The organism is Bordetella ansorpii, from assembly GCF_900078705.1.
GTDB lineage: Bacteria > Pseudomonadota > Gammaproteobacteria > Burkholderiales > Burkholderiaceae_B > Bordetella > Bordetella ansorpii_A.
In genome coordinates, this window is record NZ_FKIF01000007.1 from 974,332 (window position 1) to 1,000,382 (window position 26,051).

The 26,051-nt window shown below is 68.6% G+C and carries 24 protein-coding genes; 18 read left to right on the forward strand and 6 right to left on the reverse strand.

The genetic code is table 11. The features are described 5' to 3' along the window. Positions 1-12 precede the first annotated feature (12 nt). The 3 genes from A6745_RS20090 to A6745_RS20100 all read left to right on the forward strand — a co-directional run bounded on the left by A6745_RS20090 (position 13) and on the right by A6745_RS20100 (position 2,657). Positions 13-1,167 carry an acyl-CoA dehydrogenase family protein gene (locus A6745_RS20090; protein ID WP_066131013.1) on the forward strand — a complete coding sequence of 385 codons (1,155 nt, stop codon included), beginning with the start codon at positions 13-15 and terminating at the stop codon, positions 1,165-1,167. Positions 1,168-1,177: 10 nt separating this feature from the next. Further along, positions 1,178-2,188 carry an acyl-CoA dehydrogenase family protein gene (locus A6745_RS20095; protein ID WP_066131016.1) on the forward strand — a complete coding sequence of 337 codons (1,011 nt, stop codon included), beginning with the start codon at positions 1,178-1,180 and terminating at the stop codon, positions 2,186-2,188. 94 nt (positions 2,189-2,282) lie between these two features. Next, positions 2,283-2,657, forward strand: coding sequence for a tautomerase family protein (locus tag A6745_RS20100; RefSeq protein WP_066131018.1), 375 nt, complete (start codon positions 2,283-2,285; stop codon positions 2,655-2,657). A 130-nt stretch (positions 2,658-2,787) separates the two neighbouring features. Here the strand turns inward: A6745_RS20100 and A6745_RS20105 are convergent, their stop codons facing one another. Continuing rightward, positions 2,788-3,693, reverse strand: a complete 906-nt coding sequence (locus tag A6745_RS20105; RefSeq protein WP_066131021.1) for a LysR family transcriptional regulator — start codon at positions 3,691-3,693, stop codon at positions 2,788-2,790. Positions 3,694-3,765: 72 nt separating this feature from the next. On the opposite strand from A6745_RS20105, the gene A6745_RS20110 reads away from it, so the two are divergent. The 3 genes from A6745_RS20110 to A6745_RS20120 all read left to right on the forward strand — a co-directional run bounded on the left by A6745_RS20110 (position 3,766) and on the right by A6745_RS20120 (position 6,610). Further along, on the forward strand, positions 3,766-4,998 hold the full coding sequence (locus A6745_RS20110; RefSeq protein WP_066131023.1) for a CaiB/BaiF CoA transferase family protein: 1,233 nt from the start codon (positions 3,766-3,768) through the stop codon (positions 4,996-4,998). Between the two features lie 110 nt (positions 4,999-5,108). Continuing rightward, a complete protein-coding gene (locus tag A6745_RS20115; protein WP_066131026.1) occupies positions 5,109-5,573 on the forward strand; it encodes a MaoC family dehydratase in 465 nt (154 codons plus the stop codon). Between the two features lie 62 nt (positions 5,574-5,635). Next, positions 5,636-6,610: a Bug family tripartite tricarboxylate transporter substrate binding protein gene (locus A6745_RS20120; protein ID WP_066131029.1), complete on the forward strand. Its 975-nt coding sequence runs from the start codon at positions 5,636-5,638 to the stop codon at positions 6,608-6,610. On the opposite strand, the gene A6745_RS20125 is transcribed toward A6745_RS20120, so the two are convergent. The 4 genes from A6745_RS20125 to A6745_RS20140 form a co-directional block, all read right to left on the reverse strand. Beyond that, positions 6,597-7,835, reverse strand: coding sequence for a quaternary amine ABC transporter ATP-binding protein (locus A6745_RS20125; RefSeq protein ID WP_066131032.1), 1,239 nt, complete (start codon positions 7,833-7,835; stop codon positions 6,597-6,599). The two genes, A6745_RS20120 and A6745_RS20125, sit on opposite strands and share 14 nt — an antisense overlap. Continuing rightward, complete coding sequence (locus tag A6745_RS20130) at positions 7,832-8,689, reverse strand: ABC transporter permease (RefSeq protein ID WP_066131035.1); 858 nt, start codon at positions 8,687-8,689, stop codon at positions 7,832-7,834. Before A6745_RS20130 ends, A6745_RS20125 begins: the two co-directional genes overlap by 4 nt. Positions 8,690-8,736: 47 nt before the next feature. Continuing rightward, positions 8,737-9,735: an ABC transporter substrate-binding protein gene (locus A6745_RS20135; RefSeq protein WP_066131038.1), complete on the reverse strand. Its 999-nt coding sequence runs from the start codon at positions 9,733-9,735 to the stop codon at positions 8,737-8,739. Positions 9,736-10,081: 346 nt separating this feature from the next. Further along, a complete protein-coding gene (locus A6745_RS20140) occupies positions 10,082-11,410 on the reverse strand; it encodes a class I SAM-dependent methyltransferase (RefSeq protein WP_156513457.1) in 1,329 nt (442 codons plus the stop codon). Between the two features lie 171 nt (positions 11,411-11,581). On the opposite strand from A6745_RS20140, the gene A6745_RS20145 reads away from it, so the two are divergent. The 4 genes from A6745_RS20145 (at position 11,582) to A6745_RS20160 (ending at position 15,239) form a co-directional block, all read left to right on the forward strand. Further along, positions 11,582-12,775, forward strand: coding sequence for a multidrug effflux MFS transporter (locus A6745_RS20145; RefSeq protein WP_156513458.1), 1,194 nt, complete (start codon positions 11,582-11,584; stop codon positions 12,773-12,775). 286 nt (positions 12,776-13,061) lie between these two features. Beyond that, a complete protein-coding gene (gene rpmB / locus A6745_RS20150; protein ID WP_066131047.1) occupies positions 13,062-13,298 on the forward strand; it encodes a 50S ribosomal protein L28 in 237 nt (78 codons plus the stop codon). A gap of 34 nt (positions 13,299-13,332) precedes the next feature. Next, a complete protein-coding gene (gene rpmG / locus A6745_RS20155; RefSeq protein ID WP_014750397.1) occupies positions 13,333-13,500 on the forward strand; it encodes a 50S ribosomal protein L33 in 168 nt (55 codons plus the stop codon). A gap of 176 nt (positions 13,501-13,676) precedes the next feature. Next, entirely contained in the window at positions 13,677-15,239 is a 1,563-nt protein-coding gene (locus tag A6745_RS20160; protein WP_066131050.1) for an ABC transporter substrate-binding protein, read from the forward strand. A 3-nt stretch (positions 15,240-15,242) separates the two neighbouring features. Here the strand turns inward: A6745_RS20160 and A6745_RS20165 are convergent, their stop codons facing one another. Then, positions 15,243-16,934: a SulP family inorganic anion transporter gene (locus A6745_RS20165; protein WP_231886063.1), complete on the reverse strand. Its 1,692-nt coding sequence runs from the start codon at positions 16,932-16,934 to the stop codon at positions 15,243-15,245. A gap of 390 nt (positions 16,935-17,324) precedes the next feature. Between A6745_RS20165 and A6745_RS20170 the strand changes: the two genes are divergently transcribed. The 8 genes from A6745_RS20170 to A6745_RS20205 all read left to right on the forward strand — a co-directional run bounded on the left by A6745_RS20170 (position 17,325) and on the right by A6745_RS20205 (position 25,951). Further along, positions 17,325-17,804: an HU family DNA-binding protein gene (locus tag A6745_RS20170; protein ID WP_066131056.1), complete on the forward strand. Its 480-nt coding sequence runs from the start codon at positions 17,325-17,327 to the stop codon at positions 17,802-17,804. A 135-nt stretch (positions 17,805-17,939) separates the two neighbouring features. Next, complete coding sequence (locus tag A6745_RS20175; RefSeq protein WP_066131059.1) at positions 17,940-18,467, forward strand: MarR family winged helix-turn-helix transcriptional regulator; 528 nt, start codon at positions 17,940-17,942, stop codon at positions 18,465-18,467. An 11-nt stretch (positions 18,468-18,478) separates the two neighbouring features. Next, a complete protein-coding gene (locus A6745_RS20180) occupies positions 18,479-19,693 on the forward strand; it encodes an MFS transporter (protein WP_066131062.1) in 1,215 nt (404 codons plus the stop codon). Positions 19,694-19,773: 80 nt separating this feature from the next. After that, positions 19,774-22,431, forward strand: coding sequence for a leucine--tRNA ligase (gene leuS / locus A6745_RS20185; protein ID WP_066131064.1), 2,658 nt, complete (start codon positions 19,774-19,776; stop codon positions 22,429-22,431). A gap of 8 nt (positions 22,432-22,439) precedes the next feature. Next, positions 22,440-23,105, forward strand: a complete 666-nt coding sequence (locus tag A6745_RS20190) for an LPS-assembly lipoprotein LptE (RefSeq protein ID WP_066131067.1) — start codon at positions 22,440-22,442, stop codon at positions 23,103-23,105. A gap of 5 nt (positions 23,106-23,110) precedes the next feature. Then, positions 23,111-24,187 carry a DNA polymerase III subunit delta gene (gene holA, locus A6745_RS20195; RefSeq protein ID WP_066131071.1) on the forward strand — a complete coding sequence of 359 codons (1,077 nt, stop codon included), beginning with the start codon at positions 23,111-23,113 and terminating at the stop codon, positions 24,185-24,187. A gap of 106 nt (positions 24,188-24,293) precedes the next feature. After that, positions 24,294-25,553, forward strand: a complete 1,260-nt coding sequence (locus tag A6745_RS20200; RefSeq protein ID WP_066131074.1) for a glutamate-5-semialdehyde dehydrogenase — start codon at positions 24,294-24,296, stop codon at positions 25,551-25,553. Then, on the forward strand, positions 25,550-25,951 hold the full coding sequence (locus tag A6745_RS20205) for a hypothetical protein (RefSeq protein ID WP_231886045.1): 402 nt from the start codon (positions 25,550-25,552) through the stop codon (positions 25,949-25,951). The genes A6745_RS20200 and A6745_RS20205 overlap by 4 nt, the downstream gene beginning before the upstream one ends. Positions 25,952-26,051: the final 100 nt, after the last annotated feature.

A 26,051-nucleotide genomic window follows, 5' to 3' on the forward strand; every position in this document is an offset into this window, starting at 1 on the left:
AGACGAACCCGGATGATCGATACGCTGGACCTGACGGCCATTCCCGCCGAAGACGAAGCGCTGCGAAGCGAGATCAGGCAATTCCTTCAGCATGCCTTGCAACACGTACCCGCCGACCGGCGCGCGCGCTCATGGATGGGCTTCGACGCTGATTTCAGCCGCCAGTTGGCCGCACGCGGCTGGCTGGGCCTGACGCTGCCCCGCGAATACGGCGGCGCCCAGCGCGGCCACTTCGCGCGCTTCGTGCTATCCGAGGAGTTGCTGGGCGCGGGGGCGCCGGTATCCGCGCACTGGATCGCGGACCGCCAGAGCGCGCCGCTGATCCTGAAGTACGGCACGCCATGGCAGCGGCAGCACTACCTGCCCCGCATCTGCCGCGCCGAGGCGTTCTTCTGCATCGGCATGAGCGAACCCGGCTCGGGCTCGGACCTGGCCAGTATCCGCACGCGGGCCGACCCCCACGCCGATGGCGGCTGGCGGCTGAACGGCAGCAAGATCTGGACGACCAACGCGCACAGGTCGCACTACATGATCGCGCTGGTGCGCACCTCGGGCACGGCGGCCGACCGCCACCAGGGCCTGTCGCAGGTCATCATCGACCTGTCGCTGCCCGGCGTCACGGTGCGGCCCATCGAAGACCTGGCCGGCGACTCGCACTTCTCCGAGGTCTTCTTCGAGGACGTCGCGCTGGCGGCCGATGCGCTGATCGGCACCGAGGGCGAAGGCTGGCAGCAGGTGAACGCCGAGCTGGCCTTCGAGCGCAGCGGTCCCGAACGCCTGTATTCCAGCATGGCGCTGGTCGAGTGCTGGCTGGAGCACTGCCGCGCCCAACGCCTGGACGACGACCTCACCCGCGCCGCGCTGGGCGAGATCCTGGCGCACCTGGCCACGCTGCGCGGCATGTCGCTGGCCATCGCGGGACAACTGGCGCGCGGCCTCGCCCCCGCCACCGAAGCCGCGCTGGTCAAGGACCTGGGCACCGAACTGGAACAACGCATCCCCAGCCTGATCGCGCAGGCGCTGGGCCGCACGCCCGAGCAGCCGGCCTCGCCCGAACTGCTGCGCACGCTGGCCTATGTCGAGCAGGTCAGCCCGACGTTCTCGCTGCGCGGCGGCACCCGCGAGATCCTGCGCGGCATCATCGCGCGCGGCCTGGGCCTCAGATAAGGAAACGAAGATGGACGATCTATTCGGCGATGCCGCGCAGCGGCTGTTCGCGCAGGCCTACGCGCCGGACGTGCAACGCGCGATCGAACGCGGCGAGGGCGCCGCGCGGGCCTGGCAGGCCCTCGAGGAATCGGGCTTCCTGGATGCCCTGGTGCCGGAACAGGCAGGCGGCGCCGGCCTGCGGCTGTGCGACACCCTGCCCCTGGCGCACGCGGCGGGCTGGCACGGCATGGGCGTGCCCTTCGTGCAGACGATGCTGGCGCGCGCGTGGCTGCATGCCGCGGGGCACGCGGCGCCCGCCGGGCCGATCGCGCTGGCTCCTTTCGGCGCGGCGCGCGATGCCAACGGCGTCGTGGCCCCAGCGGTATGGGCGGGCGGGGCGGCGCAGTGGGTGCTGGTGGCGCTGGCCGACGGCGCCCTGCTGCTGCCGGCCGAGGCGGCGCAGCGCGTGCCGTCCGGCGGGCATGGCAGCCTGGATGCCGACATGGTGTGGCCGGTTCAGGCCACCGCCGACGCGACGCCGCTGACCGGCACCAGCCTGGCCGAACTGGCCGCGGCCGCCGCCGCGCCGCTGCTGGCGGGCGCCCTGGAACGCGTGCTGCGCATGACCGTGGACTACGCCAACGACCGCAGCCAGTTCGGCAAGCCCATCGGACGTTTCCAGGCCGTGCAGCAGCAACTGAGCATCATGGCCGAGCAGGTCTGGGCGGCGCGCATGGCGGCCCAATTGGCGTTCCAGAGCGCGGGCACGGCGCCGCAGCCGCTGCTGGCCGCGCTGGGCAAGGCGCGCACCAGCGCGGCGGCCACCATGGTGGCCGACATCGCCCACGCCGTGCACGGCGCCATCGGCGTCACCGAGGAATACGCGTTGCAGCGCTACACGCGGCGCCTGCGCGAGTGGCGCCGCGCGGCCGGGGCCGAGACCTGCTGGCAGGGCCGCATCGGCGCGGCCGCGCTGGCGGCCCACGGCGAATCGGCGCTGTCCTTCCTGCGGACCGACCTGTACGCAAAGATCGACTGACGCCGGGCGCGCGGACTGGCAGAATGTGGCGACCACCGCTGGCGCGGGATTGCGCCGGCGGCCCCATGCCTTTTCCTACCTTCGTGGAAACACCATGCCCATCCTCAACATCCAGATCATGCAGGGACACACCGACAGCGAGAAGACCGCGCTGCTGGAGAACGCCACCCGGGCCGTGGAGGCCAGCATTGGCGCGCCGGTGCAGTCCATCCGCATCGTGCTGGAAGAGGTCGACGCCAGGAACGTGATCGTCGCCGGCAAACTCGGCCATCCCATGGCCCTGGCGCTGGTGCGCCTGATCGCCGGCCGCGACGAGGCGAAGAAAGCCACGCTGATCGCCGCGCTCAGCCTGGCCATCCACGCCAGCCTCGGCATCGCGGAACAGGACATCCGCGTCGTGCTGACCGACGTGCCCAACACCGACATGGGCGTGGCGGGCGGCCTCACGGCCAAGGCGGCGGGACGCTGAGTCCCGCGCCGGCCCGATCAGGCTCGCAGCGGCGTCCGTCCCGCCGCAAGCCGCGGGCGGCGCCCCGCGAACCTGCCGATAGCGCCAAGGAAGCCTCGCGGGGCGAAAGGCCGGACGGCAGGCCAGCCCCCTACGACCGCGCCTCGCACTGCAGCGCGATGCTGTCCCGCAGCCTCAGCACCGGCATGCACGGCGTATCGCGCAGCGTCACCAGCGACAGGGCCAGCGCATCCCGCGCATCGGCATCGGCGATCGGCACGAACGCCACGCGCGGCGTCGAATAGGCCCGCGTCACCCCCGGCACCAGGGCCAGCCCCAGACCGCTGGCCACCAGGCTGACCAGGGTCTGCACCTGGATCGCCTCCTGGCTGACCCGAGGTGAAAACCCCGCCTTGCGGCACAGCGCCGCCGCCACGCCATACAGTCCCGGCACCTTCGCCGGTGCGTACATCACGAAGCTCTCGCCGCGCACGTCCCGCATGTCCACCGGGCCGCGGCCGGCCAGCGGATGGTCCGAGGGCAGCGCCAGGATCAGGTCGTCGCGTTCCACCTCCCACGAGGCCAGCTCGGGATCGTCGGCCAGCGGACCGCGCACCAATCCGGCATCCAGTTCGTTGGCGCGCAAGGCGGCCACCAGGCCGATGGTGCTGTCCTCGCGCAGTTCCAGTTGCACGTCGGGATATTGCTGGCGAAACGCCGGCAGGCAGCGCGGCAGCAACTCGTAGGTGGCCGATCCCACGAATCCCAGCCGCAACCGTCCCGACTCGCCCAGCGCCACGCGCCGCGCGGCCCGGCGCGCCTGGTCCGCATGGAACAGCGCGCGGCGCGCATCGCCCATCAGGGCTTCGCCGGCGGCCGTCAGCGACACGCCGCGCGCGCCCCGCGCAAGCAACTGCACGCCCACCGCGTGCTCCAGCTTCTGTATCGATACGGAGAGCGCCGGCTGGGCGATGTGCAGCGCCTCGGCCGCCCGGCGGTAGCTGCCCAGCTCGGCGATGGCGACGAACTGCCGCAGATGGCGCAAGTCCAGACTCATAACGGATTCCGTATCGATCTATACCGAAGCCATATTAGACGTTTATGCCTGCGGTCATTAGGATTTTCCGTCATGCACCCACATACCTCAGACACCGCCGCGCTGGCGGGCGTGCGCGTCCTGGACCTGACCTCGGTCGTGTTCGGTCCCTATGCCTCGCAGATCCTCGGCGACTACGGCGCCGACGTCATCAAGATCGAATCGCCCGAGGGCGACTCGACGCGCCAGACCGGCCCGTCCCAAGAGCCGGGACTGGGCGCCATCTTCCTGGGCGTGAACCGCAACAAGCGCAGCCTGGCGCTGGACCTGAAGCAGCCCGCCGCGCGCGACGCGCTGCTGGCGCTGGTCGACGGCGCCGACGTGCTGATGCACAGCATGCGGCCCGGGAAGATGGCCCGGCTGGGACTGGACCCGGCCACGCTGTGCGCCCGCCATCCGCGCCTGGTCTACGCCGGCCTGTACGGCTTCGGCGAAGGCGGCGCCTATGCGGGCCGGCCCGCCTACGACGACATCATCCAGGGCCTGTCCGGCATCGCCGACATCATGCGGCGCCAGGGCGGCACGCCGCGCTACATGCCCACCATCGCGGCCGACAAGACCTGCGGGCTGATGGCGGCGCACGCCATCCTGGCGGCGCTGTTCCAGCGCGAGCGCACCGGCCAGGGCCAGCACCTGGAGGTGCCGATGTTCGAGGCGATGAGTTCCTACGTGCTGCTCGAACACTATTACGGCCGCCACCTGGCCGAACAGGACGCCGAGCCCGGCTACGCGCGCGTGCTGGCGCCGTGGCGCAGGCCCTACCAGACGTCGGACGGCCATCTCTGCATGATGCCGTACACCGATACGCATTGGCGCCGCTTCTTCATGCATTGCGGCCATCCCGAACTGGCCGACGATCCGCGCTTTACCGGCATCGCCGCGCGCACGCGGCACATCGACGCGCTGTACGAGCTGGTGGGCGGCCTGGTCGCCCGCCACGACACCGCGCATTGGCTGGCGGTGTGCCAGCAACTGGAGATTCCGGCCGCGCCCGTCAACCGCCTGGAAGACCTGGAACAGGACCCGCACCTGGCCAGCGTCGGTTTTTTCCCAGAGGTGCAAAGCGACACCGGCCGTCATTACCGGCTGGTGCGCAATCCCGTGCGCCTGCAGCGCTCGGTGGTCGCACCCGGCATGCCGCCGCGGCTGGGGCAGCACACGCGCGACGTACTGCGCCAGGCAGGCCTGTCGGACACGCGGATAGACGACCTGCTGGCCAGCGGCGCGGCGCGCGACGACAGCCAGGCGGGCAAACCGGCGCCGTAGCCGGCGCCCTGCCCCCTTTCATTCATCGGCAAGGCATCCACACAACAGCAGCAATACCACGCTCTGCCTACCGAAATTCTGCACTGAATCGAACGTATAAGGAGACACGCATGAGCGAACCAATCACCGTCCTGGGCATGGGCTACTACTGGCAGGAGCTGGAAGTCGGCCAACGCTTCCACACCCTGCGCCGCACCATCACCGAGACCGACATCATCAACTTCATCAGCGCCACCGGCATGCTGGAGACGATCTTCACGGACACCACCTTCGGCGGCGGTGCGATCCAGGGCCGCCCGGTGCCGGGCGCGCTGACGTACGGAATCATCGAGGGCCTGCTGATGCAGGGCATGGTGCAGGGCACCGGCCTGGCTTTGCTGGAAGTCCACAAGAAGATACTGGCGCCCGTGGTGGCCGGCGACACGGTATGGGCCGAGGTGGAAGTGACGGGCGTGCGGCCGACCTCGAAGCACAACCGCGCCATCGTCAGCTCGGCCATCGAGATCCGCAACCAGCATGGCACGCCCGTCATCCAGTACACGGCCGTGCGCATGCTGGCCGGCAAGCCGGAATAAACGGCGAACGCCCCGCCAGAGGGCACGCCGACCGCAAGACACCCAACAATCAGGAGACAAGCATGATCCCCCGTTTTGCACGCCTGGCCGCCGGCGCGGCCCTGGCGGCGCTGGCCCTGGCCAACGCCCCCGCGCACGCCGCCTGGCCCGAACGCCCCATCACCATGGTGGTGCCCTTCCCGCCCGGCGGCCCCACCGACCTGGTGGCGCGCGTGCTGGCCAGGCAGTTGACCGGCCAACTGGGCCAGACGGTCGTCATCGAGAACAAGGGCGGCGCCAACGGCACCATCGGCATGCAGGCCGTGGCGCAGGCCAAGCCCGACGGCTACACCGTGCTGTACAACACCTCGTCGATCGCGTTGAGCCCCAATCTGTACACCAGGCTGAATTTCGATCCGGCCAAGGACTTTACCGCCGTGTCGTCCACGGCCGTGATTCCGCTGGTGCTGCTGGTGCATCCGTCCATCCCGGCCAAGGACCTGGCGGGCTTCGTGGACTACGTGAAACGCGCGCCCGACAAACTGTCGTTCGCCTCCGCCGGGCCGGGCAACGTCACCCACCTGGGCGCCGTGATGCTGCTGCGCGAACTGGGGGTGGAGGCCGTGCACGTGCCGTACCGCGGCAGCGCGCCGGCCATGACCGACCTGGTCGGCGGCCAGGTGCAGTTCATGACCAATACACTGAACGATTCGCTGGGCTTCATCCGGGATGGCAAGGTGCGCGCCCTGGCCATCACCAGCAAGGCCCGCAGCGACCAGTTGCCCGGCGTGCCCACCGTGGCCGAGGCGCGCAAGCCCGGTTTCGAGGTGGGCGCCTGGCAGGGCGTGATGGTGCCCAAGGGCACGCCTCAGCCCATCGTGGACAAGCTGAACGCCGAAATTCGCCGCGCCCTCCGGTCGCCCGAAATGCAGAAGCAACTGAAGGTCCAGGGCGCCCAGGCGCTGGGCGCGACGCCGCAGGAGTACGAGGCCTACATCCGCTCGGAGACCCGCCGCTGGGGCGAGATCATCCGGGAGGCCAACGTCAAGCTGGATTGACGGGCGTGCTCGCCGCTCCGGCCGGCTCGCCCGCGGGCGCATCGGCCGCGGCCACGACCGGCGTCACCAGCTCGACCACCTTGGCGCGCGACAGCATGCCGAGGAACTCGTCGCCCTCGCCCGTCACGGCGACCGGCTGGTCGCTGTGCACCAGGCGAGCCAGCACTTCGTCCAGGCCGGCGGTGGCCGGCACCGAGGCCAGGTCCGTCACCTGGCGCGAAATGTCGCGCGCGCCTTCCTGCACCATCGCCAACGCCGCCTTGGCCGTCAGCACGCCGGCCAGGCGCTTGCCGTCCAGCACGGGCGCATAGGCGTAGTCCAGCGCCTTCATGCGCTCCAGCGCATGCGCCGGCCGCGAACGCATGGTCAGCGTCAGGCGCGGCGGATTGACCGCGTGCGACGCGTTCAGCACCTTGGTGCGGTTCACGTCCTGCAGGAAGGCCTGCACGTAGTCGTTCGACGGGTTCAGCAGGATGTCCTCGGGCGTGCCCTCCTGCACCAGCTCGCCATCCTTCAGGATGGCGATGCGGTTGCCCAGGCGCAGGGCCTCGTCCAGGTCGTGCGTGATGAACACGATGGTCTTGTTCAACTGCGACTGCAGGCTCAGCAACTGGTCCTGCATCTCGCGGCGGATCAACGGGTCCAGCGCCGAGAAGGCCTCGTCCATCAACAGCACTTCGGCGTCGGTGGCCAGCGCGCGGGCCAGGCCCACGCGCTGCTGCATGCCGCCGGACAACTGGTGCGGATACTGCTTCTCGAAGCCGGACAGCCCCACCTGATCGAGCCAGTGCATGGCGCGCTTCTCGCGTTCGGCGCGCCCCACGCCCTGCACCTGCAGGCCATAGGCGGCGTTGTCCAGCACCGTGCGGTGCGGGAACAGGCCGAAGCGCTGGAACACCATGCTCATCTTGGTGCGCCGGAAGGTCTCCAGCTGCTTGTCGTCCATGGCCATGACGTCCGCGCCGTCGACCAGGATCTGCCCCGCGCTGGGATCGATCAGCCGGTTGAAGTGGCGGATCAGCGTGGACTTGCCCGAGCCCGACAGGCCCATGATGACGTAGATGCTGCCTTCGTCGATGGACAGGCTGATGTCGCGCAGGCCCAGCGTGTGGCCGCTCTCGGCCAGCAGCGCCTCCTTGCTGACGCCGTCCTGCGCGGCCTTCAGCCACTTCCGCGGATGCGACCCGAAGATCTTGTAGATGTTGCGGACTTCGATCTTGCTCATTGGTGCCCTCCCTGGCGCACGCGCCGTCCGTACGACTGGGTGATGCGGTCGAACAGCACGGCCAGCACCACGATGCCCAGGCCCGCCAGCAGGCCGCGGCCGACTTCCAGGCGGTTGATGCCCAGCAGCACTTCGTAGCCCAGGCCGCGCGCGCCGATCATCGAGGCGATGACGACCATGGACAGCGCCATCATGGTGGTCTGGTTCAGGCCGGCCATGATGTTGGGCAGCGCCAGCGGCAACTGCACGCCGAACAGTTGCTGGCGGGGGCTGGCGCCGAAGGCCCGCGCGGCCTCCAGCACTTCGCGGTCGACCAGGCGGATGCCCAGGTCGGTCAGGCGGATCAGCGGCGGCACCGCGTAGATCACCGTGGCGATGATGGCCGGGATCTTGCCCAGACCGAACAGCATCACGACGGGGATCAGGTACACGAAGCTGGGCATGGTCTGCATCACGTCCAGCACCGGCATCATGATGCCGCGCAGCCAGTTCATCCGCGCCGTCAGCACGCCCAGCGGGATGCCGATCAGCACCGACAGCCCCGTGGCCATGATCATGAGCGCCAGCGTCTGCATGCCGGCGTCCCACAGGCCCAGGACGCCGATCACGCACAGCAGCGCGCCCATGCCCACGGCCAGGCCGATGCGGCGGCCCACGGCATAGGCCAGGACCACGACCACCAGCACCACGGCCCACCAGGGCGCGCTTCGCAACAGCTGTTCGAGCCAGACCAGCACGTGCAGGAAGGGCTTGGACAGCGACTCGAGGGTGTCCGCGTATTGCGTCACCAGGTGATCGACGAAGGTGTCGATCGCCCCGCGCACCGCGCGCGGGGCAATGATCTCTGGAAACATCGATCAGCTCCGGAAAGTTGCGGCCCGCGGCCGAAACGCCAGCACCATTACAGCTTGGCCTGGACGCGCTTGGCGACGTCGGCGTCGACCCACTTGGTCCACACGTCGGCCTTGTTCTTCAGGAACCACCGGGCCACGTCGCGCGCCTCGTCGCCGGACTCTTCCATGTGCGCCAGGGTCTCGTCGACCACCGGGTTGGGAATGGAGATCTTGGACAGGAAGGCGGTCAGCTTGGGGGCTTTTTCAGAGAAGCTCGTGTTCACGGCGGTGAACACCGGGTTCTCGGGATAGGCGCTGGGCTGGGGATTGGCGCACTTGCTGTCCGTCAGGCACTTGTGCTTTTCGGCGTCGTAGGGCGGCATGTCGAGTTTGACCAGGTCCATCGAACCCACCAGCGGGGTCGGGTACCAGTAGTAGAAAACGACGTTCTGCTTGCGCTTGTAGGCCGCGGTGAGCGCCGCCTTCTGCGCCGCGCCGGTGCCAGGCGAATAAAGGGTGTACGTGTCGTCGAGCTTCAGCGCGTGGAACAGGTTGGTGCTGGTCACCTCGCAGCCCCAGCCCGCCGGGCAGCCGTAGAAACGGCCCTTCGAGGGCTCTTCGGGATCGGTGAACTTGTCCTTGAACTTCGGCAGGTCGGTCGCCGACTTCAGCGCCGGCAGGCGCTCGGCGGTGTAGCGCGGCACGAACCAGGCCTCGCCCCCCATGTAGAGTTCGCCGATGCGCTTGACCTTGCCGGTCTTGGCCGCCTTGTCCCAGGGATCGGCCACGCTGTTCAGCCAGATCTCGGAATTGATGTCCAGGTCGCCGCGCTCCAGCGCGGCCAGGGCGGGCAGCGTTTCGGTGGGCAGCACTTCGGTCTTGCAGCCGTAACCTTGCTCCATGATGAACCGTTCGATCTCGACCACGACCAGGTTCGACTCCCAGTTCATGCCGCCGAAATTGACGGGCCGGTTCAGTTCGCAGGACGCTTCGGCGGCCTGGGCGCCCGAGGCGCAGGCGAACAGGACGGCCGCGGCGGCCACGGTTTTGCAGAGAGGATGACGCATGGGCTTTTTTGCCTCCATAGGTTTCAGGGACAGATGACGGCGCGCAACGCCGGCATGTGCCGAGTAGCTAGGGGGGTTGTGCGGAAGACGGGCAGAACCGCCAATACAAACCGACACCAACAGAAGAGCATCAGACGGAAGGGAGCCTGGTGCCCGTAGGACAGTGATCCCGTCTGGTGCGACGCACCAAAACCAATCACAGAAAATGCAGTCTTGAAAAATGACTGAAGCTGAGCGAAGAAGGCGGCATGTTAAACGTTTTTGCCGGCACGCTCAACCCGCACCCCGTTATTGATCGTTTTTTGCGGCCGGCCCGCCGCCCGACGGGCCGGTAAAAACAGGCCCGTCAGGCGGCCTTGTCGCCTGTCGTGAACGGCACCACCACGGGGCTGTCCGAGAGCGGTTCGGGCACGGCCTGGCGGCCTTCGTAGATATAGTCGCGGCGCCACGGATAGGCCAGGTCCGGCGGGTTGTCCAGCTCGTCGTGGCGGCCCGAGGCCAGGGTCGACACCAGCACCTGGTGCAGGGCCACCCAGCCGTGCTCGAACGCCATCGCGCAGCCCGCCAGATACAGGCGGTAGGCGCGCAGCGAACGCTGGCCCCGCTCGCCTTGCAGGATCTCGCTGGCGCGGTCCAGCTGTGCCTCGAGCGAATCGCTCCAGTGCCACAGCGTGCGGGCGTAATGCGGGCGCAGATTCTCGACGTCCACCGACTCCAGCCCGCCCAGCGTCACCGCCTCCAGCACGCGGCTGACATGCGTCAACTCGCCGCCCGGGAAGATGTACTTTTCGATGAATTCGCCCATGCCGCTGCCCATCTCGGCGTTGTATACGCCCGACGCGGTGATGCCATGGTTCATGATCAGGCCGCCCGGCTTGATCAGCCGGCGCAGCTTGGCGAAATAGTCGGGCAACTGCGCGCGCCCCACGTGCTCGAACATGCCGACCGACGCGATCTTGTCGAAGGCCTGGCTCTCGTCCAGGTTGCGGTAGTCCAGCAGCTCCATGCGCACGCGGCCCGACAGGCCTTTCTGCTGGATCAGCTTGTTGACGTAGGCATGCTGGTTCTTCGACAGCGTGATGCCGGTGGCATCCACGCCGTAGTGCTCCGCGGCCCACAGCAACAGGCCGCCCCAGCCCGCGCCCACATCCAGGAAGCGTTCGCCCGGCTGCAGGCGCAGCTTGCGGCAGATGTGGTCCAGCTTGGCTTCCTGGGCCTGCGCCAGCGGCATCCCGGGCGTGCGGAAGTAGGCGCAGGAATAGACCCGGCGCGGGTCCAGCCACAGCGCATAGAAGTCGTCGGACAGGTCGTAGTGGAATTCGATCTGCCGCGCATCGCGGTCCATCGAATGGCGCGACACCGAGATCATCTTGCGCGCCACCTTCTTCAGCACGCCTCCCTCGGTATCGTCGATGGGCGAATCGGGCAGCAAGGCGGCCGCCGCGGTCATCAGGTCGCGCATGCTGCCTTCGATGTCGATGCGCCCCTCGACGTAATCCTGCCCCAGGACTCCCACCGCGCCGGTCGCCAGATGCGCCAACGCGGTCTTGTCACGCGCCACGAACCTGACCCTGGCGTCGGAAGGACCGACTTTCGTTCCGTCAGGCATGATCAATTGGACCGGCACCGGCAGGCTGCCGAGCTTGCGATCCACTGCTGAAAGCACAGGATTCACGAGACCCTCTCCCCTGTTACGAAAACATTGAGAAGGACTTTATCGGAAAACCGAAGAAATTTGCGTGTAAGCTGCCCCATGCTAGATTCTTTCGTTTACCCGCTGCGCACGTAGCGTGCCTGTCCGACCAGCGCCGCCCCCCGCCGCCACTCTTCAAGCGTCCTCGCCCACATGCCCTCCCAATCGCTGTCCCGCACCTTCCCTGGCTGGTTACTGCTCATGGGTGCGGTCACGGCGATCGGACCGTTCTCCATCGACATGTACCTGCCGGCCTTTCCCGCCATCGCGCAGGGGCTGGAGGTGCCGCGAGGCGAGGTCGAGCGCACCCTGGCGGCCTACCTGGCGGGCCTGGCCCTGGCGCAGATCGCCTATGGCCCCCTGGCCGACCGCTATGGCCGCAAGCTGCCCATGCAGGTCGGCCTGGTGATGTACGTGCTGGCCTCGGTGGGATGCGCCGTGGCCGGCAGCATCGAGACCCTGACGCTGTGCCGCCTGCTGCAGGCGCTGGGCGGCGCGGCCGGCGTGGTCATTCCGCGCGCCGTCATCCGCGACCACTATTCCACGCAGGACGCCGCGCGCGCGCTGTCGCTCATGATGCTGGTCATGGGCCTGGCGCCCATCCTGGCGCCGCTGGTGGGCGGGCAACTCCTGGGGTTCGTCGGCTGGCGCAGCCTGTTCTGGGTGATGGCGCTGCTGGGCCTCGCCCTGCTGACGGCCGTGTCGCTGACCATGCGCGAATCGCTGGCGCCCGAGCGCGTGATGCCATTGCGCTTGAACACCATCCTGTCCAATTATGGCGGCCTGCTGGAGCACCGCGGCTTCATGGCGCACAGCCTGGCGGGCGGCCTGGGGCAGGCCGGCATGTTCGCCTACATCGTCGGCTCGCCGCGCGTGTTCATCGAACTGTACGGCGTGCCGCCCGAATACTATGGCCTGTTGTTCGGCGCCAACGCCGCCGCGCTGATCATCGGCTCGCAAGTCAGCGCGCGCCTGCTGCGCCGCCTGCCGCCGGTGGTGCTGCAACGGCGCGCCCAGACCGCCCTGGCGCTGGCCAGCCTGGCGGCCTTCCTGCTGGCCATCACCGGCCTGATGGCGCTGCCGGTGCTGATGATCTGCCTGATGGGTTACATGTTCAGCCAGGGCTTCGTCAATCCGAACTCCGCCGCGCTGGCCCTGTCCGAGCAAGGCGGCCGCCTGGGCGCCGCCTCGGCCATGCTGGGGATGCTGCAACTGTCCTGCGGCGCGCTGGCCGGCCTGGCCGTCAGCGCCTGGCAGAGCGACAGCGTCCTGCCGCTGGCCACCGTGCTGGCGGCCTGCGCCTGCCTGTCGTGGCTGTGTGGCGGGATTGCACGGCGCGGCGCTTGACTTCACCCCGACATCCATACTAGAATCAGCGATTGCCTGGATTTCTCCAGCAGAATTTCAGCAAATACCGCAATATTTCCCGTGTGCGACCGCTATGCTTTGCGTTCGACACACTCTGACTACCGCCCGCGTGGGGCGGCAGGCGGCGGGGTATAAGCACTTCTTCAGCACCTGCGCGATCACCACGAGTCCGCGCAGCGTCTCACGAAGGGCCCTCAGGCAGGGCCGGCCGATCTCCTCTCTGTCCTTTCCCATGCGCGGCTAGAACAACCCAAGAGGTGTATCCATGGCACGCGTTTGCCAAGTTACCGGCAAGGGCCCGATGGTGGGCAACAACGTTTCGCACGCTAACAACAAGACCAAGCGTCGCTTCCTCCCCAACCTGCAATCGCGCCGGTTCTGGGTCGAAAGCGAGAACCGCTGGGTTCGCCTGCGTGTGACCGCCGCCGCCATCCGCACGATCGACAAGAACGGCATCGACGCCGTGCTGGCCGACATGCGCGCCCGCGGCGAAGCCGTCTGAGCGACCCGCCCCCATCTAATACCAGGAGCACGACATGGCCAAAGGCATCCGTGAAAAAATCAAGCTCGAGTCCACCGCGGGCACGGGTCACTTCTACACCACGACGAAGAACAAGCGCAACACCCCGGAAAAGATGCTGATCAAGAAGTTCGATCCGGTCGCGCGCAAGCACGTCGACTACAAGGAAACCAAGCTGAAGTAATTCAGCGGATAAATTCGCGGTATCCGTTTTACGGTATCGTTCAAGGCCCTGCTCATGCAGGGCCTTTTTGTTTGTCCGCGGGATACCGCGGGCGGACCCAAGCCGAAGGCGCCACGCCGGATCACCGGTTCCGGGAACTGCGCCCGCCGGCCAACGCCAGCCGAGCACGCCGCCCCATGCATCGCCTCAACGTTCCCTTGCCACGCCACGCCGCCGCGCTGGCCGCCGCGCTCGCTGCCCTGACGCTGGCGGCGGCGGTCCATGCGCAGAAGGCTGCGCCGCCGCTGCGCATCGGCGAGATCAACAGCTACAAGGCCTATCCCGCCTTTCTCGACCCCTACCGCAAGGGCTGGCAACTGGCCCAGGAAGAGCTCAATGCCTCGGGCGGCGTGCTGGGACGCAAGCTGCAGGTGCTGTCGCGCGACGATGGCGACCGTGCCGACAATGCCGTGCAGGCCGCCCTGCAACTGCTGGAGAAAGACAAGGTCGACGTGCTGTTCGGCGGCATGCGCTCCGAATCCGGGCTGGCCCTGGGCGGCTTCGCGGCGCACAACAAGGTCTTCTACCTGGCGGCCGCCCCCATGAGCGACCAACTGGTCTGGCAGCAGGGCAACCGCTACACGTATCGCGTGGGCCTCTCCAGCCGCATGCTGGTGGCCGCCGTCATGCCCAAGGCCCTGGCGCTGCGCAAGCCGCGCTGGGCCATCGTGTACCCGGACGACGAGACCGGGCACGGCATGACGGCCACGTTCAGAAGCATGATGCAGGCCTTCCAGTCCAACGCCGAGATCGTGGCCGACCTGCCGGTGCCGGCCGGCAAGTTCGACCTGCGCGCCGCGCTGGGCAAGCTGGAACCGCTCCACCCCGATGCGCTGTTCGTGGCGCTGCAGGGCAACGACCTGGCGCGCTTCGTGCGCGAAGGCACGGCGCTGTCCACGTTCAAGGAGAGGGCCGTCGTCGCGCCGTTCGCGGGCCTGCCGGAATACCTGTCGCCGCTGGGCGCCGACGCGCCGGCCGGATGGATCGTCGCCGGCTACCCCAACAAGGCCATCGATACGCCCGGGCATCGGCGCTTCGCGGATGCATACCAGGCCCGCTACGGCGCCGCGCCGCAGGCCGGATCGCTGCTGGGCTACACCACGCTCATGGCGCTGGCCACGGGCATCGCCAAGGCCGGCTCGGCCACGCCCGATGCCCTGGCGGAAGCCTTCGCCGGACTGGAGGTCGAGACGCCGCTGGGCCGCATCCGTTTTCGCCCGCTGGATCACCAATCGACGCTGGGCACGCATGTGGGCATCCTCGCCATCGAGAACGGCGTGCCGGCGATGCAGTCGACCGGCTACCAGGACGGCGCGCGGCTGCAACTGCCGGACGTCGTGGTGCGCAGGCTGCGCCAGGCGGACCACCGCGCGGCGCAGTCCGGCGCTTCCGAGGAAGATGCGGCCGTGGCCGGCCCGGCCCAGGGCAGCCCGACCGATCGCGGCCCGGCCGATCGCGCGCCGGATGCGTCGCGTGCCGCGGCGGGAGATGACGGCGCCGCCGTACCGCCAGGCCCGGCCATCACGCGCCGGGTTCCCATCACCTCACGCCGTCTGAGCCACCCCATCGCGGACCCGTCGCAACCCTCCGAGCCGGGGCAGGCACGCCCACCGCTGGCGCCGCGGCCACCCCATCCGCCGTCCCAGCCGCAGCAGACCCCACCACCGCTGCAACCCCCGCCCCATCCGAATCCCTATTGAGCGCTATCCCCGCCGCTGCCCGGCATGCCCGGGCGGCCCGCACTCGGTGAAGCAGCGCGCCGTACAGCGGGCGCAGATGTCCGGATCCAGGCGCTGGTAGATCTCGTGGATCGCCACGTGCTTGTCCGGAAAGACGCGGTCCGTGCCCAGCTCATCGAGGAAGCCCGTGCGCGCCCAGGACTGCATCACCTGCGGACGCGGCCGGTGGAAATAGACGTCGCCGCCCAATTGGCGCCGCTTGCGCAGTTCGTGCTCCCAGACTTCCACGCCGGCGTGGTCGACGAAGTTCATGCTCTTGCACATCACCAGCAGGTGGCGCGGCGCGTCCGGCGCCGCGCGCAGGGCTTGCAACCTGTCGGCCACGTGCACCGCCGCGCCGAAATAGACCGACCCTTCCATCCGCAGCAGCTTCAATTGCGGACATTCGGGCAGCGTGCCGCCCTGCCCCTCCAGCGGCACGAAATGCCGCGCGGGATCGTTGGCATCGAAGCCCATGGTACGCATGGCGGGCCGCGACGTGCGGTACAGATAACCGGACAGCGACAACAGCGTGCCCAGCAGGATGGCCACCTCCATGCGGATGCACACGGTGGCGGCCATCGTGGCGCCGGCGATCAGCGCTTCGGTGCGGTCCACCTTCACCAGCCTGCGCCAGCGCGGCACGTCCAGCAAGGTCCAGGCCACCAGCAGCAACAGGCCGGCAATGGCCGCGTGCGGAATGCGCGCCAGCAGCGGCGCGGTCAGCAAGACCAGCACCACCAGCAGGGCCGACGAGAACACCGCGGCCAGCGGCGTGCGCGCGCCGGCCTCGAAATTGGGCATCGAGCGATTCAGCGAGCCGCACGACAGATAGCTGGAAAAGAAACCGCCCACCGCGTTGGACACCCCCTGCCCGATGAACTCGCGGTTGGCATCGATGGCCTGCCCCGACCGCGCGGCGACCGCCTTGGCGATGGAGATCGACTGCGCCAGCGCCACGATGGTCAGCGGCACGGCCAGTCCGATCAGGTCCGGCAGCACGCGCCATTGCACGTCGGGCACGCGAAAGGCCGGCCACGGCTGCGCCAGCGGCCCCAGCACCGCCACGGCATCGTGCGGCCGCCACGCATTCCAGAGGGCCGCGATCGCGGTGCCCGCCACCAGGCCCAGCAGCATGTAGGGCTTGCGGCGGTCCCAGCGGCGCACCGCCAGCGCGCCGCCCACCGTCGCCACGGCCACCAGCACCGCGCCCACGTGCGCCCGGGCCAGCCCGCCCATGATGCCCAGCAGGGTATCCGCGCTGCCATGGCCATCGATGTCCAGGCCCAGCGCATCGGCCAGCGCATGCAGCGCGATCAGCAGCGCCGCGCCGCTGGTGAAGCCGAACAGCGCGGACGGAGAGATGAAGTTGGCAAGCGCGCCCAGGCGCAGCACGCCGACGGCCAACTGCAGCAGCCCGACCAGCACGGTGACGGCCAGGGCCAGCTCGATGTAACCCGGGCTGCCGGCGATCGCCAGCGGCGACAGCACCGCGAAAAGCGCCAGCGAGTTCGCATTGGTCGGGCCCGACATCACGTGCCGGCTGGATCCGAACAGCGCCGCCAGCACACACGGCACGATGGCGGTATACAGGCCGTACTCGGGCGGCAGCCCCGCCAGCGTGGCGAAGGCCACGCCCTGCGGCAGCACCAGCAAGGCGCCCAGCAGACCGGCCATCGCGTCGGCGCGCAGGGTGCGCCCATCGACCTCGCCGATCCAGTCGCCGAACACCTTGCGCCCAGTCCCCACGCGCCGCCGCGGCATGTGTCCGCCGCTATCCTGCTCCGCCATATCGTGCCTTGAATTGCCGCGCGGGCCGCATCATGCAGCCCTTCCAATCGGCAGGAACGCTAGCGTAAACGTAGCGCCGCACCTCGCGCAAACACGCGCCGCCAGGCGCATTGCGGCACCAAAGACGCTTCAAATGCGGGGAAAACAACAAAGAATGCCGCGCGAGCCCTTGAAAAACCGTGCATTGCACGCCAGTTCCGCTATCATCGCCGCGAGGTGCGCATCGCCTTCACACACGATACGCAGTCTCTTGTACTCAACATACGGATCCCGACCATGGCCACCAAAGCAAAAGCTCCCGCCAAGAAAGTCACCAAGACCGCCGTGAAGGCGCCTGCCAAGGCTCCGGCCAAGGCTGCCAAGGCTCCCGCCAAGGCCCCCGCCAAGAAGGCTGCCGCCACCAAGACCGCGGTGAAGAAGACGGCCGCCGCCGCCACTGTCCGCCCGATCAAGGAAGCGCTGAACAAGTCGCAGCTGATCGCTCACCTGGTTGAAACCACCGGTGTCGAAGCCAAGTCGGTCAAGACCGTGCTGGCCGCCCTGGAAGGTTCGGTGCTGGGCTCCGTGGACAAGAAGGGCGCTGGCGAATTCACGCTGCCCGGCCTGTTCAAGATCTCGGTGCAGAAGGTTCCCGCCAAGGCCAAGCGTTTCGGCAAGGATCCCTTCACCGGCCAGGAACGCTGGTTCCCGGCCAAGCCGGCTTCGGTCAAGGTCAAGGTCCGTCCGCTGAAGAAGCTGAAGGACGCCGCGCAGTAATCCGCCGCGCAGTACCCCAAAAGCAAAGAACCCGCCCTCGTGGCGGGTTCTTTGCTTCGAGGCTCCCCCTTTCCATCGAGTGGACAACGGCGTATATATCTTGATATAAAGATACTTTACATCAAGGTATCTGCCATGACACAGGATCACGTCGACTTCGTGCTCGCGCAATGGGCCGGCGAACGCCCCGACCTGGACGTCTCGCCGATGGCCGTACTGAGCCGGGTGTTCCGGCTCCATACGCTGGCCATGCGCGACATCGACCGCACCTTTTGCCAACACGGCATCCAGCAAGGCGAGTTCGACCTGCTGGCCACGCTGTATCGCGCGGGTCCGCCTTACGCGCTCAGTCCGCAGCAGCTCATCGAGGCCCTGCTGCTGTCCTCCGGCGCCATGACCAACCGGCTGGACCGCCTGGAACAGGCCGGACTGGTCGCGCGCCGCCCCAATCCCGACGACCGCCGCGGCGTCATCGTGTCGCTGACGCCGCCGGGCCGCAACACCATCCGCCGCGCAGTGGAAGACTACGTGGCGCATCTGGACGGCATGCTGGCGCCGCTGTCCCCCACCGAACGCAACCGGCTGGCCGGGCTGCTGCGCAAACTGCTGGCCGGCCACGATCAAGCCCAGCCCGGCGGCATCGCCGCGACGCACGCCGCATGAGCGTCAAGGCAATGAACACATCCTCCACCCGCCTGAGCACGCCCATGGTCATGCTGATGGCGGTCGCCACCGGCCTGGCCGTCTCGGGCAACTACTACGCACAGCCCCTGCTGCATGCCATCGGCCAGCAGTTCGGCCTGTCCAACGCGCAGGCGGGCGGCATCGTCACTACCGCGCAACTCAGCTACGCCGTCGGCCTGATCCTGCTGGTGCCGCTGGGCGATGTACTGGAACGCCGCGGCCTGATCGTCGCCATGACCCTCCTGTCCGGGTGCGGCCTGCTGGTGTCGTCCTTCGCCCACAGCTTTCCGATGCTGCTGGCCGGGACCGCCACCAGCGCCCTGCTGTCGGTGGTCGCGCAGGTGCTGGTGCCCTTCGCCGCCACCCTGGCCGAGCCGCACGCGCGCGGCAAGGCGGTGGGCACCGTGATGAGCGGCCTGCTGCTGGGCATCCTGCTGGCGCGCACCGTGGCGGGCGCGCTGGCCGACGTGGGCAGCTGGCGCACCGTGTACTGGGTTGCCGCGCTGCTCATGTTCGGCATGGCCGGCGTGCTGTGGCTGACGCTGCCGCGCTGGCGCAACCCCGACCGCATGCCCTATCCGCAACTGCTGGGATCGGTGTTCAGGCTGTTCGCGCAGGAACCGCTGTTCCGCGCGCGCTCGCTGATCGGCGGCCTGACCTTCGCCGCCTTCAGCGTGCTGTGGACGCCGCTGACCTTCCTGCTGTCCGGCCCCGCCTACGGCTATTCCAACACCACCATCGGGCTGTTCGGCCTGGCCGGCGCCATCGGCGCGTTCGCCGCCAGCAAGTTCGGGCGCCTGGCCGACCGTGGCCTGGGCAATCCCGCCACCCAGGCCGGACTGGCGCTGCTGGCGGGCTCCTGGCTGTTCACGGGCCTGGGCGAATACGGCGTGGTGCCGCTGCTGGGCGGCATCCTGATCCTGGACCTGGCCGTCCAGGGCGTGCACGTCACCAACCAGAGTTCGATCTACCGCCTGCGGCCCGAGGCGCGCAGCCGCCTGACGGCGGGCTACATGACCGCGTATTTCATCGGCGGGGCCTCGGGCTCGCTGCTGTCGTCCTGGCTGTATCCGCACGCCGGCTGGACGGGCGTGTGCATCGCCGGCGCCGTGATCGCCCTGGCCGCGCTGGCCTATGCCTGCCTGTCGCCCAACGCGCGTATTCCGGCCGAGCCGCCCGCCGAGCGCGCCGCCACGCAACGTTAGCCCCACCTCTCCTATAATCCATGGTTTTGGCCGCCCCCCGGGCGGCCGCTACCCATTTGCCGGACACCCGCACCTTTCCCATGCAGGAACGCTATCAGCCCACCGCCGTAGAAGCCGCCGCCCAACAAGACTGGCAGGCGCGCGACGCCTACCTCGTCCAGGAACACGCCACCAACGCCGACGGTTCCGAGAAGCCCAAGTTCTACGCCTGCTCGATGCTGCCCTACCCCAGCGGCAAGCTGCACATGGGCCACGTGCGCAACTACACCATCAACGACATGATGACGCGCCAGCTGCGCATGCGCGGCTACAACGTGCTGATGCCCATGGGCTGGGACGCCTTCGGCATGCCGGCCGAGAACGCCGCCATCAAGTCCAGGGTGCCGCCGGCCAAGTGGACCTACGACAACATCGCCTACATGAAGAAGCAGATGAAGGCGATGGGGCTGGCGATCGACTGGTCGCGCGAAATGTGCGCCTGCGATCCCGCCTACTACAAGTGGAACCAGTGGCTGTTCCTGAAAATGCTGGAAAAGGGCGTGGCCTACCGCAAGACCCAGGTCGTCAACTGGGATCCGGTCGACCAGACCGTGCTGGCCAACGAACAGGTCATCGACGGCCGCGGCTGGCGTTCGGGCGCGCCCGTGGAAAAGCGCGAAATCCCCGGCTACTACCTGCGCATCACCGACTACGCCGATGAACTGCTCGATCAGGTCAAGAACGGGCTGCCCGGCTGGCCCGAGCGCGTGCGCGTCATGCAGGAAAACTGGATCGGCAAGTCGGAAGGCCTGCGCTTCGCGTTCCCGCACACGATCGCCGGCGCCGACGGCCAACTGGTGCAGGACGGCAAGATGTACGTCTTCACCACCCGCGGCGACACCATCATGGGCGTCACCTTCTGCGCCGTGGCTCCCGAGCATCCGCTGGCCACGCATGCCGCTCAGGGCAATCCGCAACTGGCCGCGTTCATCGAGCAATGCAAGCTGGGCGGCACCACCGAGGCCGAAATGGCCACGCGTGAAAAGGAAGGCATGCCCACGGGCCTGACCGTCACCCACCCCATCACCGGCCAGCCGGTCGAGGTCTGGGTCGGCAACTATGTGCTGATGAGCTATGGCGACGGCGCCGTCATGGGCGTACCCGCGCACGACGAGCGCGACTTCGCGTTCGCCAAGAAGTACGGCCTGCCCATCCGCCAGGTCGTGGCGCTCGAAGGCAAGGAGTACTCCACCGACGCCTGGCAGGAGTGGTACGGCGACAAGCAGGCCGGCCGCACCATCGCCTCGGGCAAATACGATGGCCTCACCCACCAGGAAGCCGTGGACGCCATCGCCGCCGATCTGGCCGCCCGCGGCCTGGGCGAGAAGCAGACCACCTGGCGGCTGCGCGACTGGGGCATCTCGCGCCAGCGCTACTGGGGTACCCCCATCCCCATCATCCACTGCCCCGACTGCGGCCCCGTGCCGGTGCCCGAGGCGGACCTGCCCGTCGTGCTGCCCGACGACCTCATTCCCGACGGCAGCGGCAACCCGCTGGCCAGGAACGAAGCCTTCCTGTCGTGCTCGTGCCCCCGTTGCGGCAAGCCCGCGCGCCGCGAAACCGACACGATGGACACGTTCGTCGACTCGTCCTGGTACTTCATGCGCTACACCTCGCCGGGCAATGACCTGGCCATGGTCGACCCGCGCAACGATTACTGGATGCCGATGGACCAGTACATCGGCGGCATCGAGCATGCCGTGCTGCACCTGCTGTACGCCCGCTTCTGGACCAAGGTCATGCGCGACATGGGCCTGTTGAAGTTCGACGAGCCCTTCACCAAGCTGCTGTGCCAGGGCATGGTGCTGAACCACATCTACTCGCGCCGCAATGCGCAGGGCGGCATCGAATACTTCTGGCCCGAGGAAGTCGAGAACATCTACGACGCCAAGGGAGCCATCACCGGCGCCAAACTCAAGTCCGACGGCTCCGACATCACCTACGGCGGCGTGGGCACGATGTCCAAGTCCAAGAACAACGGCGTCGATCCGCAATCGCTGATCGACACCCTGGGCGCCGATACCGCGCGCCTGTTCGTGATGTTCGCCAGCCCGCCCGAGCAGACACTCGAGTGGTCCGACTCCGGCGTCGAGGGCGCCAACCGCTTCCTGCGCCGCCTGTGGTCGCTGTGCCACGCGCGCCGCGACGCCGTGGCGCGCGGACTGGCCGCCGGCGCCGACTGGTCGCAGGCTCCCGCCCCCGTCAAGGACCTGCGCCGCGAGGTCTACGGCCTGCTGAAACAGGCCGACTACGACTACCAGCGCATCCAGTACAACACTGTCGTGTCCTCCAGCATGAAGGTGCTGAACGCCATCGACGGCGCCACGCTGCCCGAAGGCGCCGCAGCCGACGCCGCCCTGGCCGAGACCATCGGCATCCTGCTGCGCGTGCTGTACCCGGTGGTGCCGCACATCACCTGGCAGCTGTGGCGCGACCTGGGCTACGCCGGCCAGTCGGGCGACCTGCTGGACGCGCCGTGGCCGCACGTCGACGAAGCGGCCCTGGTGGCCGACGAGATCCAACTGATGCTGCAGGTCAATGGCAAGCTGCGCGGCTCGCTGCGCGTGGCCGCCCAGGCGCCCAAGGAAGACATCGAACGGCTGGCCGCCGCCCACGAGGAAGTCGCGCGCTTCCTCGAAGGCCGCCCGCCCAAGCGAGTCATCGTCGTCCCCGGCAAGCTCGTCAACGTCGTAGGCTGAAACCCCACATGAACCACGCCCGGCTCGCCCCGTCCCGCCCGTTCTCCCGGCCGCTGCTGCGCGCGGCGGGCCTGGCGCTCGTCCTGCTGCTGTCCGCCTGCGGCTTCCAGATGCGCGGCGAGACGCCGCTGCCGTTCGACACCCTGTACGTCACCATTCCCGACAACACCAAGTTCGGCGCCGACGTGCGCCGTTCGCTGCGCGCCGCCTCGCCGAACACGCGCCTGACCACCACGGGCAAGGAAGCCCAGGCCATCCTGCAGCAGGTCGGCGACGCGCGCGGACTGCGCGAGGTCTCCCTGAACGCGCAGGGCCGCGTCGAGGAATACGAACTGAGCATCAACTTCACGTTCCGCCTGATCGACGCCAAGGGCAATGCCATCATTCCGGACACCACGCTGACGGCCTACCAGCAGATGCCGTACGACGACCAGGTGATGCAGGCCAAGGAAGACCAGATGAACATGCTGTATGAAAACATGCAGCAGTCCCTGGTCAACCGCCTGCTGCGCCGCCTGACCTCTCAGGACGTGCGCGACGCTGCCGCCCGCCTGAAGCAGGGCGTCGACGATCCCAACGCGCCGGTCTACGATCCGAACGCGGCCCAGGCCATGCCGGACGTGCCCTATCCCATGCGTTCGCCGTCGGTCAACGACGCACGCCAGCGGTACTGAGGCCCATGGCGCAGGCCCTGGACGCCGGCGGACTGGCCGATCACCTGCAACGCGCCGGTCAGCGTCTGGCGCCGTTGTACATGGTGTCCGGCGACGAGCCGCTGCTGGTCACCGAAGCGGTGGACGCCCTGCGCGCCGCCGCGCGGGCGGCGGGTTACACCGAACGCACCTCGCTGGTCATGGATGCCCGCAGCGACTGGAGCGCCGTCATCGCGGCCACCCAGACCGTCTCGCTGTTCGGCGACCGCCGCCTGCTCGAACTGAAGATCCCCACCGGCAAGCCCGGCAAGGCCGGCGGCGACACGCTGGTGAAGCTGGCCGGCCAGGCCCGGCAGCAGGCCGACGCCGACACGCTGGTCGTGGTGTCCCTGCCGCGCCTGGACAAGGCCACGCGCGACAGCAAGTGGGCGCTGGCGCTGGGCCAGGCCGGCGTATCGTGCGACATCGCCAGCATCGAGCGCGGCCGCCTGCCCGCCTGGATCGGCGCGCGCCTGGGCCGCCAGAACCAGCGCACCGATGGCGCCACCCTGCAGTGGATGGCCGACAAGGTCGAAGGCAACCTGCTGGCGGCCCACCAGGAAATCCAGAAGCTCGGCCTGCTCTACCCGGAAGGCGAGCTGGCCGCCGAGGATGTGGAAAAGGCCGTGCTCAACGTGGCCCGCTACGACGTCTTCGGCCTGCGCGACGCCATGCTGGCCGGCGACAGCGCCCGCACGCTGCGCATGCTGTCCGGGCTGCGCGCCGAGGGCGAGGCCCTGCCGCTGGTGCTGTGGGCCGTGGGCGAGGAGATCCGCCTGCTGGCCCGGCTGGCCGAAGCGCGCCAGCAAGGCCAGGACATGAACGGCCTGATGCGCCGCCTGCGGGTGTTCGGCGCGCACGAGCGGCTGGCCCAGCAGGCGCTGGGCCGCGTGCCCCCCCGGGCCTGGCCCGCCGCCGTGCAGCATGCGCACGACGTCGACCGCCTGATCAAGGGGCTTTCCGTGGCGGGCCGGCTGTCCGACCCCTGGGAAGAAATGGCGCGCCTGGCCCTGCGGGTGGCCGCGGCGGGTCCGGCATCGGCCGCCGCGGGCCGCCGACCGTGAAGGCGGCATAGCCGCCGCCTTCGCCCTCGTCCGTGCGCGGGTTCACCCCGGTACACTACCCTGTCGCGACGGCTGTCAGCCGCCGACTCTCGCAACGATTTTTGCCATGACCACGATAGAAGAATCCATGCTGGCCCTGGGCGAAAGCGCCCGAAGCGCCGCGCGCGTCACCATGCAGGCCAGCGCCGCCCAGAAAAACCGCGCCCTGCAAGCCATGGCCGCCGAACTCGGCGCGCGCCGCGCCGAGCTGAAGGAAGCCAACGCGGCCGACGTCGCCGCCGCGCGCACCGACGGCCTGGAGGCCGCCATGCTCGACCGCCTGACGCTGTCCGACCGCGGCATCGACCTGATGCACGAAGGCCTGCTGCAGATCGCCTCGCTGCCCGATCCCGTCGGCAGCATCAGCGCCACCCACGTGCGGCCCAACGGCATGCGCGTGGCGCAGATGCGCGTCCCGCTGGGCGTCATCGGCATCATCTACGAGTCGCGCCCCAACGTCACCCTCGACGCGGCCGCGCTGTGCCTGAAGTCCGGCAATGCCGCCATCCTGCGCGGCGGCCGCGAGGCCCTGCGCTCGAACCTGGCCCTGGGCCGCATCGTGCAGCACGGCCTGCGCGAAGCCGGCCTGCCGGCCGAGGCCGTGCAGGTGGTCGACACCACCGACCGCGCCGCGGTCGGCGCGCTCATCACCATGACGGAACACGTCGACGTCATCGTGCCGCGTGGCGGCAAGGGCCTCATCGCCCGCCTGTCGCGGGAAGCCCGCGTGCCGATGATCAAGCACCTGGACGGCAACTGCCACGTCTACATCGACCAGGCCGCCGATCCCGCCCGCGCGCACGCCATCGCCTTCAACGCCAAGACCTACCGCTACGGCGTGTGCGGCGCGATGGAAACCCTGCTGGTGCACACGGCGGCGGCCGAGCGCATCCTGCCGGCCCTGGGCCGCGCCTTCTGCGATCACGGCGTCGAACTGCGCGGCTGCGAGCGCACCCGCGCCCTGCTGCCCTACGCCCTGCCCGCCACCGACGACGACTGGGCCACCGAATATCTCGGCCCCATCCTCGCGGTGCGCATCGTCGACAGCCAGGAAGACGCCATGGCGCACATCGCGCGCTGGGGCTCGGGCCACACCGATGCCATCGTCACCGAGAACCTGTCGGCCGCCACCACGTTCCAGCGCGTGGTCGACTCCAGCTCGGTGTACGTCAACCTGCCCACCTGCTTCGCCGACGGTTTCGAATACGGCCTGGGCGCCGAGATCGGCATTTCCACCAACCGCCTGCACGCACGCGGTCCTGTCGGCCTGGAGGGCCTGACCACCCTGAAATGGGTACTCAACGGCGAAGGACAAACCCGAGGATGATGTCTACGATCGACCCCGCGCTGGCGCCTTTCCTGCGCATCACGTTCAGCCTGTTCGCCGCGTGCTTCATCACGTGCTCGATCTGCGGTTTCGTGCTGTTCTTCATGAAGGCCAAGCGCATCAACGCCGTGCTCAAGCACCCCTATCTCGAGCAGCGTCCGTTCGCGCAGTATCCCTTCGCGATCCGGGCCACGATCTTCCTGGACTACTTCTTCCGCCTGGCCTTCCCGGGTGCGTCGTTCTGGGTCCTCGGGGAATCCAACCGCCTGCTCAAGCACATCCAGCCCAAGCAGATCCCGCTGGACGTCAAATGGCCGGTCATCGGTTTCTGGGGCGCCTGCTGGCTGGGCCTGCTGTCCATGATCGTGCTGTGGGGCCTGCTGCTGTTCGCGCGCTGAACCACGCACCATGAAATCCGGGACCCTGCCATGCGCGATCCGCGCTGGCAGGGTCCCGATGCATGGGGTCCGGCGCGTGGCCAGGCCTGAGCGCGAAGTG

Excerpts from the sequence above, each read along its gene's own strand:
- A6745_RS20170 (WP_066131056.1), top strand. The coding sequence starts at position 17,325 with ATGGCCACCAAAGCAAAAGCTCCCGCCAAGAAAGTCACCAAGACCGCC.
- A6745_RS20180 (WP_066131062.1), top strand. The coding sequence starts at position 18,479 with ATGAACACATCCTCCACCCGCCTGAGCACGCCCATGGTCATGCTGATG.
- A6745_RS20120 (WP_066131029.1), top strand. The coding sequence starts at position 5,636 with ATGATCCCCCGTTTTGCACGCCTGGCCGCCGGCGCGGCCCTGGCGGCG.
- A6745_RS20160 (WP_066131050.1), top strand. The coding sequence starts at position 13,677 with ATGCATCGCCTCAACGTTCCCTTGCCACGCCACGCCGCCGCGCTGGCC.
- A6745_RS20190 (WP_066131067.1), top strand. The coding sequence starts at position 22,440 with ATGAACCACGCCCGGCTCGCCCCGTCCCGCCCGTTCTCCCGGCCGCTG.
- A6745_RS20095 (WP_066131016.1), top strand. The coding sequence starts at position 1,178 with ATGGACGATCTATTCGGCGATGCCGCGCAGCGGCTGTTCGCGCAGGCC.
- A6745_RS20145 (WP_156513458.1), top strand. The coding sequence starts at position 11,582 with ATGCCCTCCCAATCGCTGTCCCGCACCTTCCCTGGCTGGTTACTGCTC.
- A6745_RS20175 (WP_066131059.1), top strand. The coding sequence starts at position 17,940 with ATGACACAGGATCACGTCGACTTCGTGCTCGCGCAATGGGCCGGCGAA.
- A6745_RS20130 (WP_066131035.1), bottom strand. The coding sequence starts at position 8,689 with ATGTTTCCAGAGATCATTGCCCCGCGCGCGGTGCGCGGGGCGATCGAC.
- A6745_RS20200 (WP_066131074.1), top strand. The coding sequence starts at position 24,294 with ATGACCACGATAGAAGAATCCATGCTGGCCCTGGGCGAAAGCGCCCGA.
- leuS (WP_066131064.1), top strand. The coding sequence starts at position 19,774 with ATGCAGGAACGCTATCAGCCCACCGCCGTAGAAGCCGCCGCCCAACAA.
- A6745_RS20165 (WP_231886063.1), bottom strand. The coding sequence starts at position 16,934 with ATGGCCGGTCTGCTGGGCGCCTTGCTGGTGCTGCCGCAGGGCGTGGCC.
- A6745_RS20115 (WP_066131026.1), top strand. The coding sequence starts at position 5,109 with ATGAGCGAACCAATCACCGTCCTGGGCATGGGCTACTACTGGCAGGAG.
- holA (WP_066131071.1), top strand. The coding sequence starts at position 23,111 with ATGGCGCAGGCCCTGGACGCCGGCGGACTGGCCGATCACCTGCAACGC.
- A6745_RS20105 (WP_066131021.1), bottom strand. The coding sequence starts at position 3,693 with ATGAGTCTGGACTTGCGCCATCTGCGGCAGTTCGTCGCCATCGCCGAG.
- A6745_RS20110 (WP_066131023.1), top strand. The coding sequence starts at position 3,766 with ATGCACCCACATACCTCAGACACCGCCGCGCTGGCGGGCGTGCGCGTC.
- A6745_RS20135 (WP_066131038.1), bottom strand. The coding sequence starts at position 9,735 with ATGCGTCATCCTCTCTGCAAAACCGTGGCCGCCGCGGCCGTCCTGTTC.
- rpmB (WP_066131047.1), top strand. The coding sequence starts at position 13,062 with ATGGCACGCGTTTGCCAAGTTACCGGCAAGGGCCCGATGGTGGGCAAC.
- rpmG (WP_014750397.1), top strand. The coding sequence starts at position 13,333 with ATGGCCAAAGGCATCCGTGAAAAAATCAAGCTCGAGTCCACCGCGGGC.
- A6745_RS20205 (WP_231886045.1), top strand. The coding sequence starts at position 25,550 with ATGATGTCTACGATCGACCCCGCGCTGGCGCCTTTCCTGCGCATCACG.
- A6745_RS20125 (WP_066131032.1), bottom strand. The coding sequence starts at position 7,835 with ATGAGCAAGATCGAAGTCCGCAACATCTACAAGATCTTCGGGTCGCAT.
- A6745_RS20100 (WP_066131018.1), top strand. The coding sequence starts at position 2,283 with ATGCCCATCCTCAACATCCAGATCATGCAGGGACACACCGACAGCGAG.
- A6745_RS20090 (WP_066131013.1), top strand. The coding sequence starts at position 13 with ATGATCGATACGCTGGACCTGACGGCCATTCCCGCCGAAGACGAAGCG.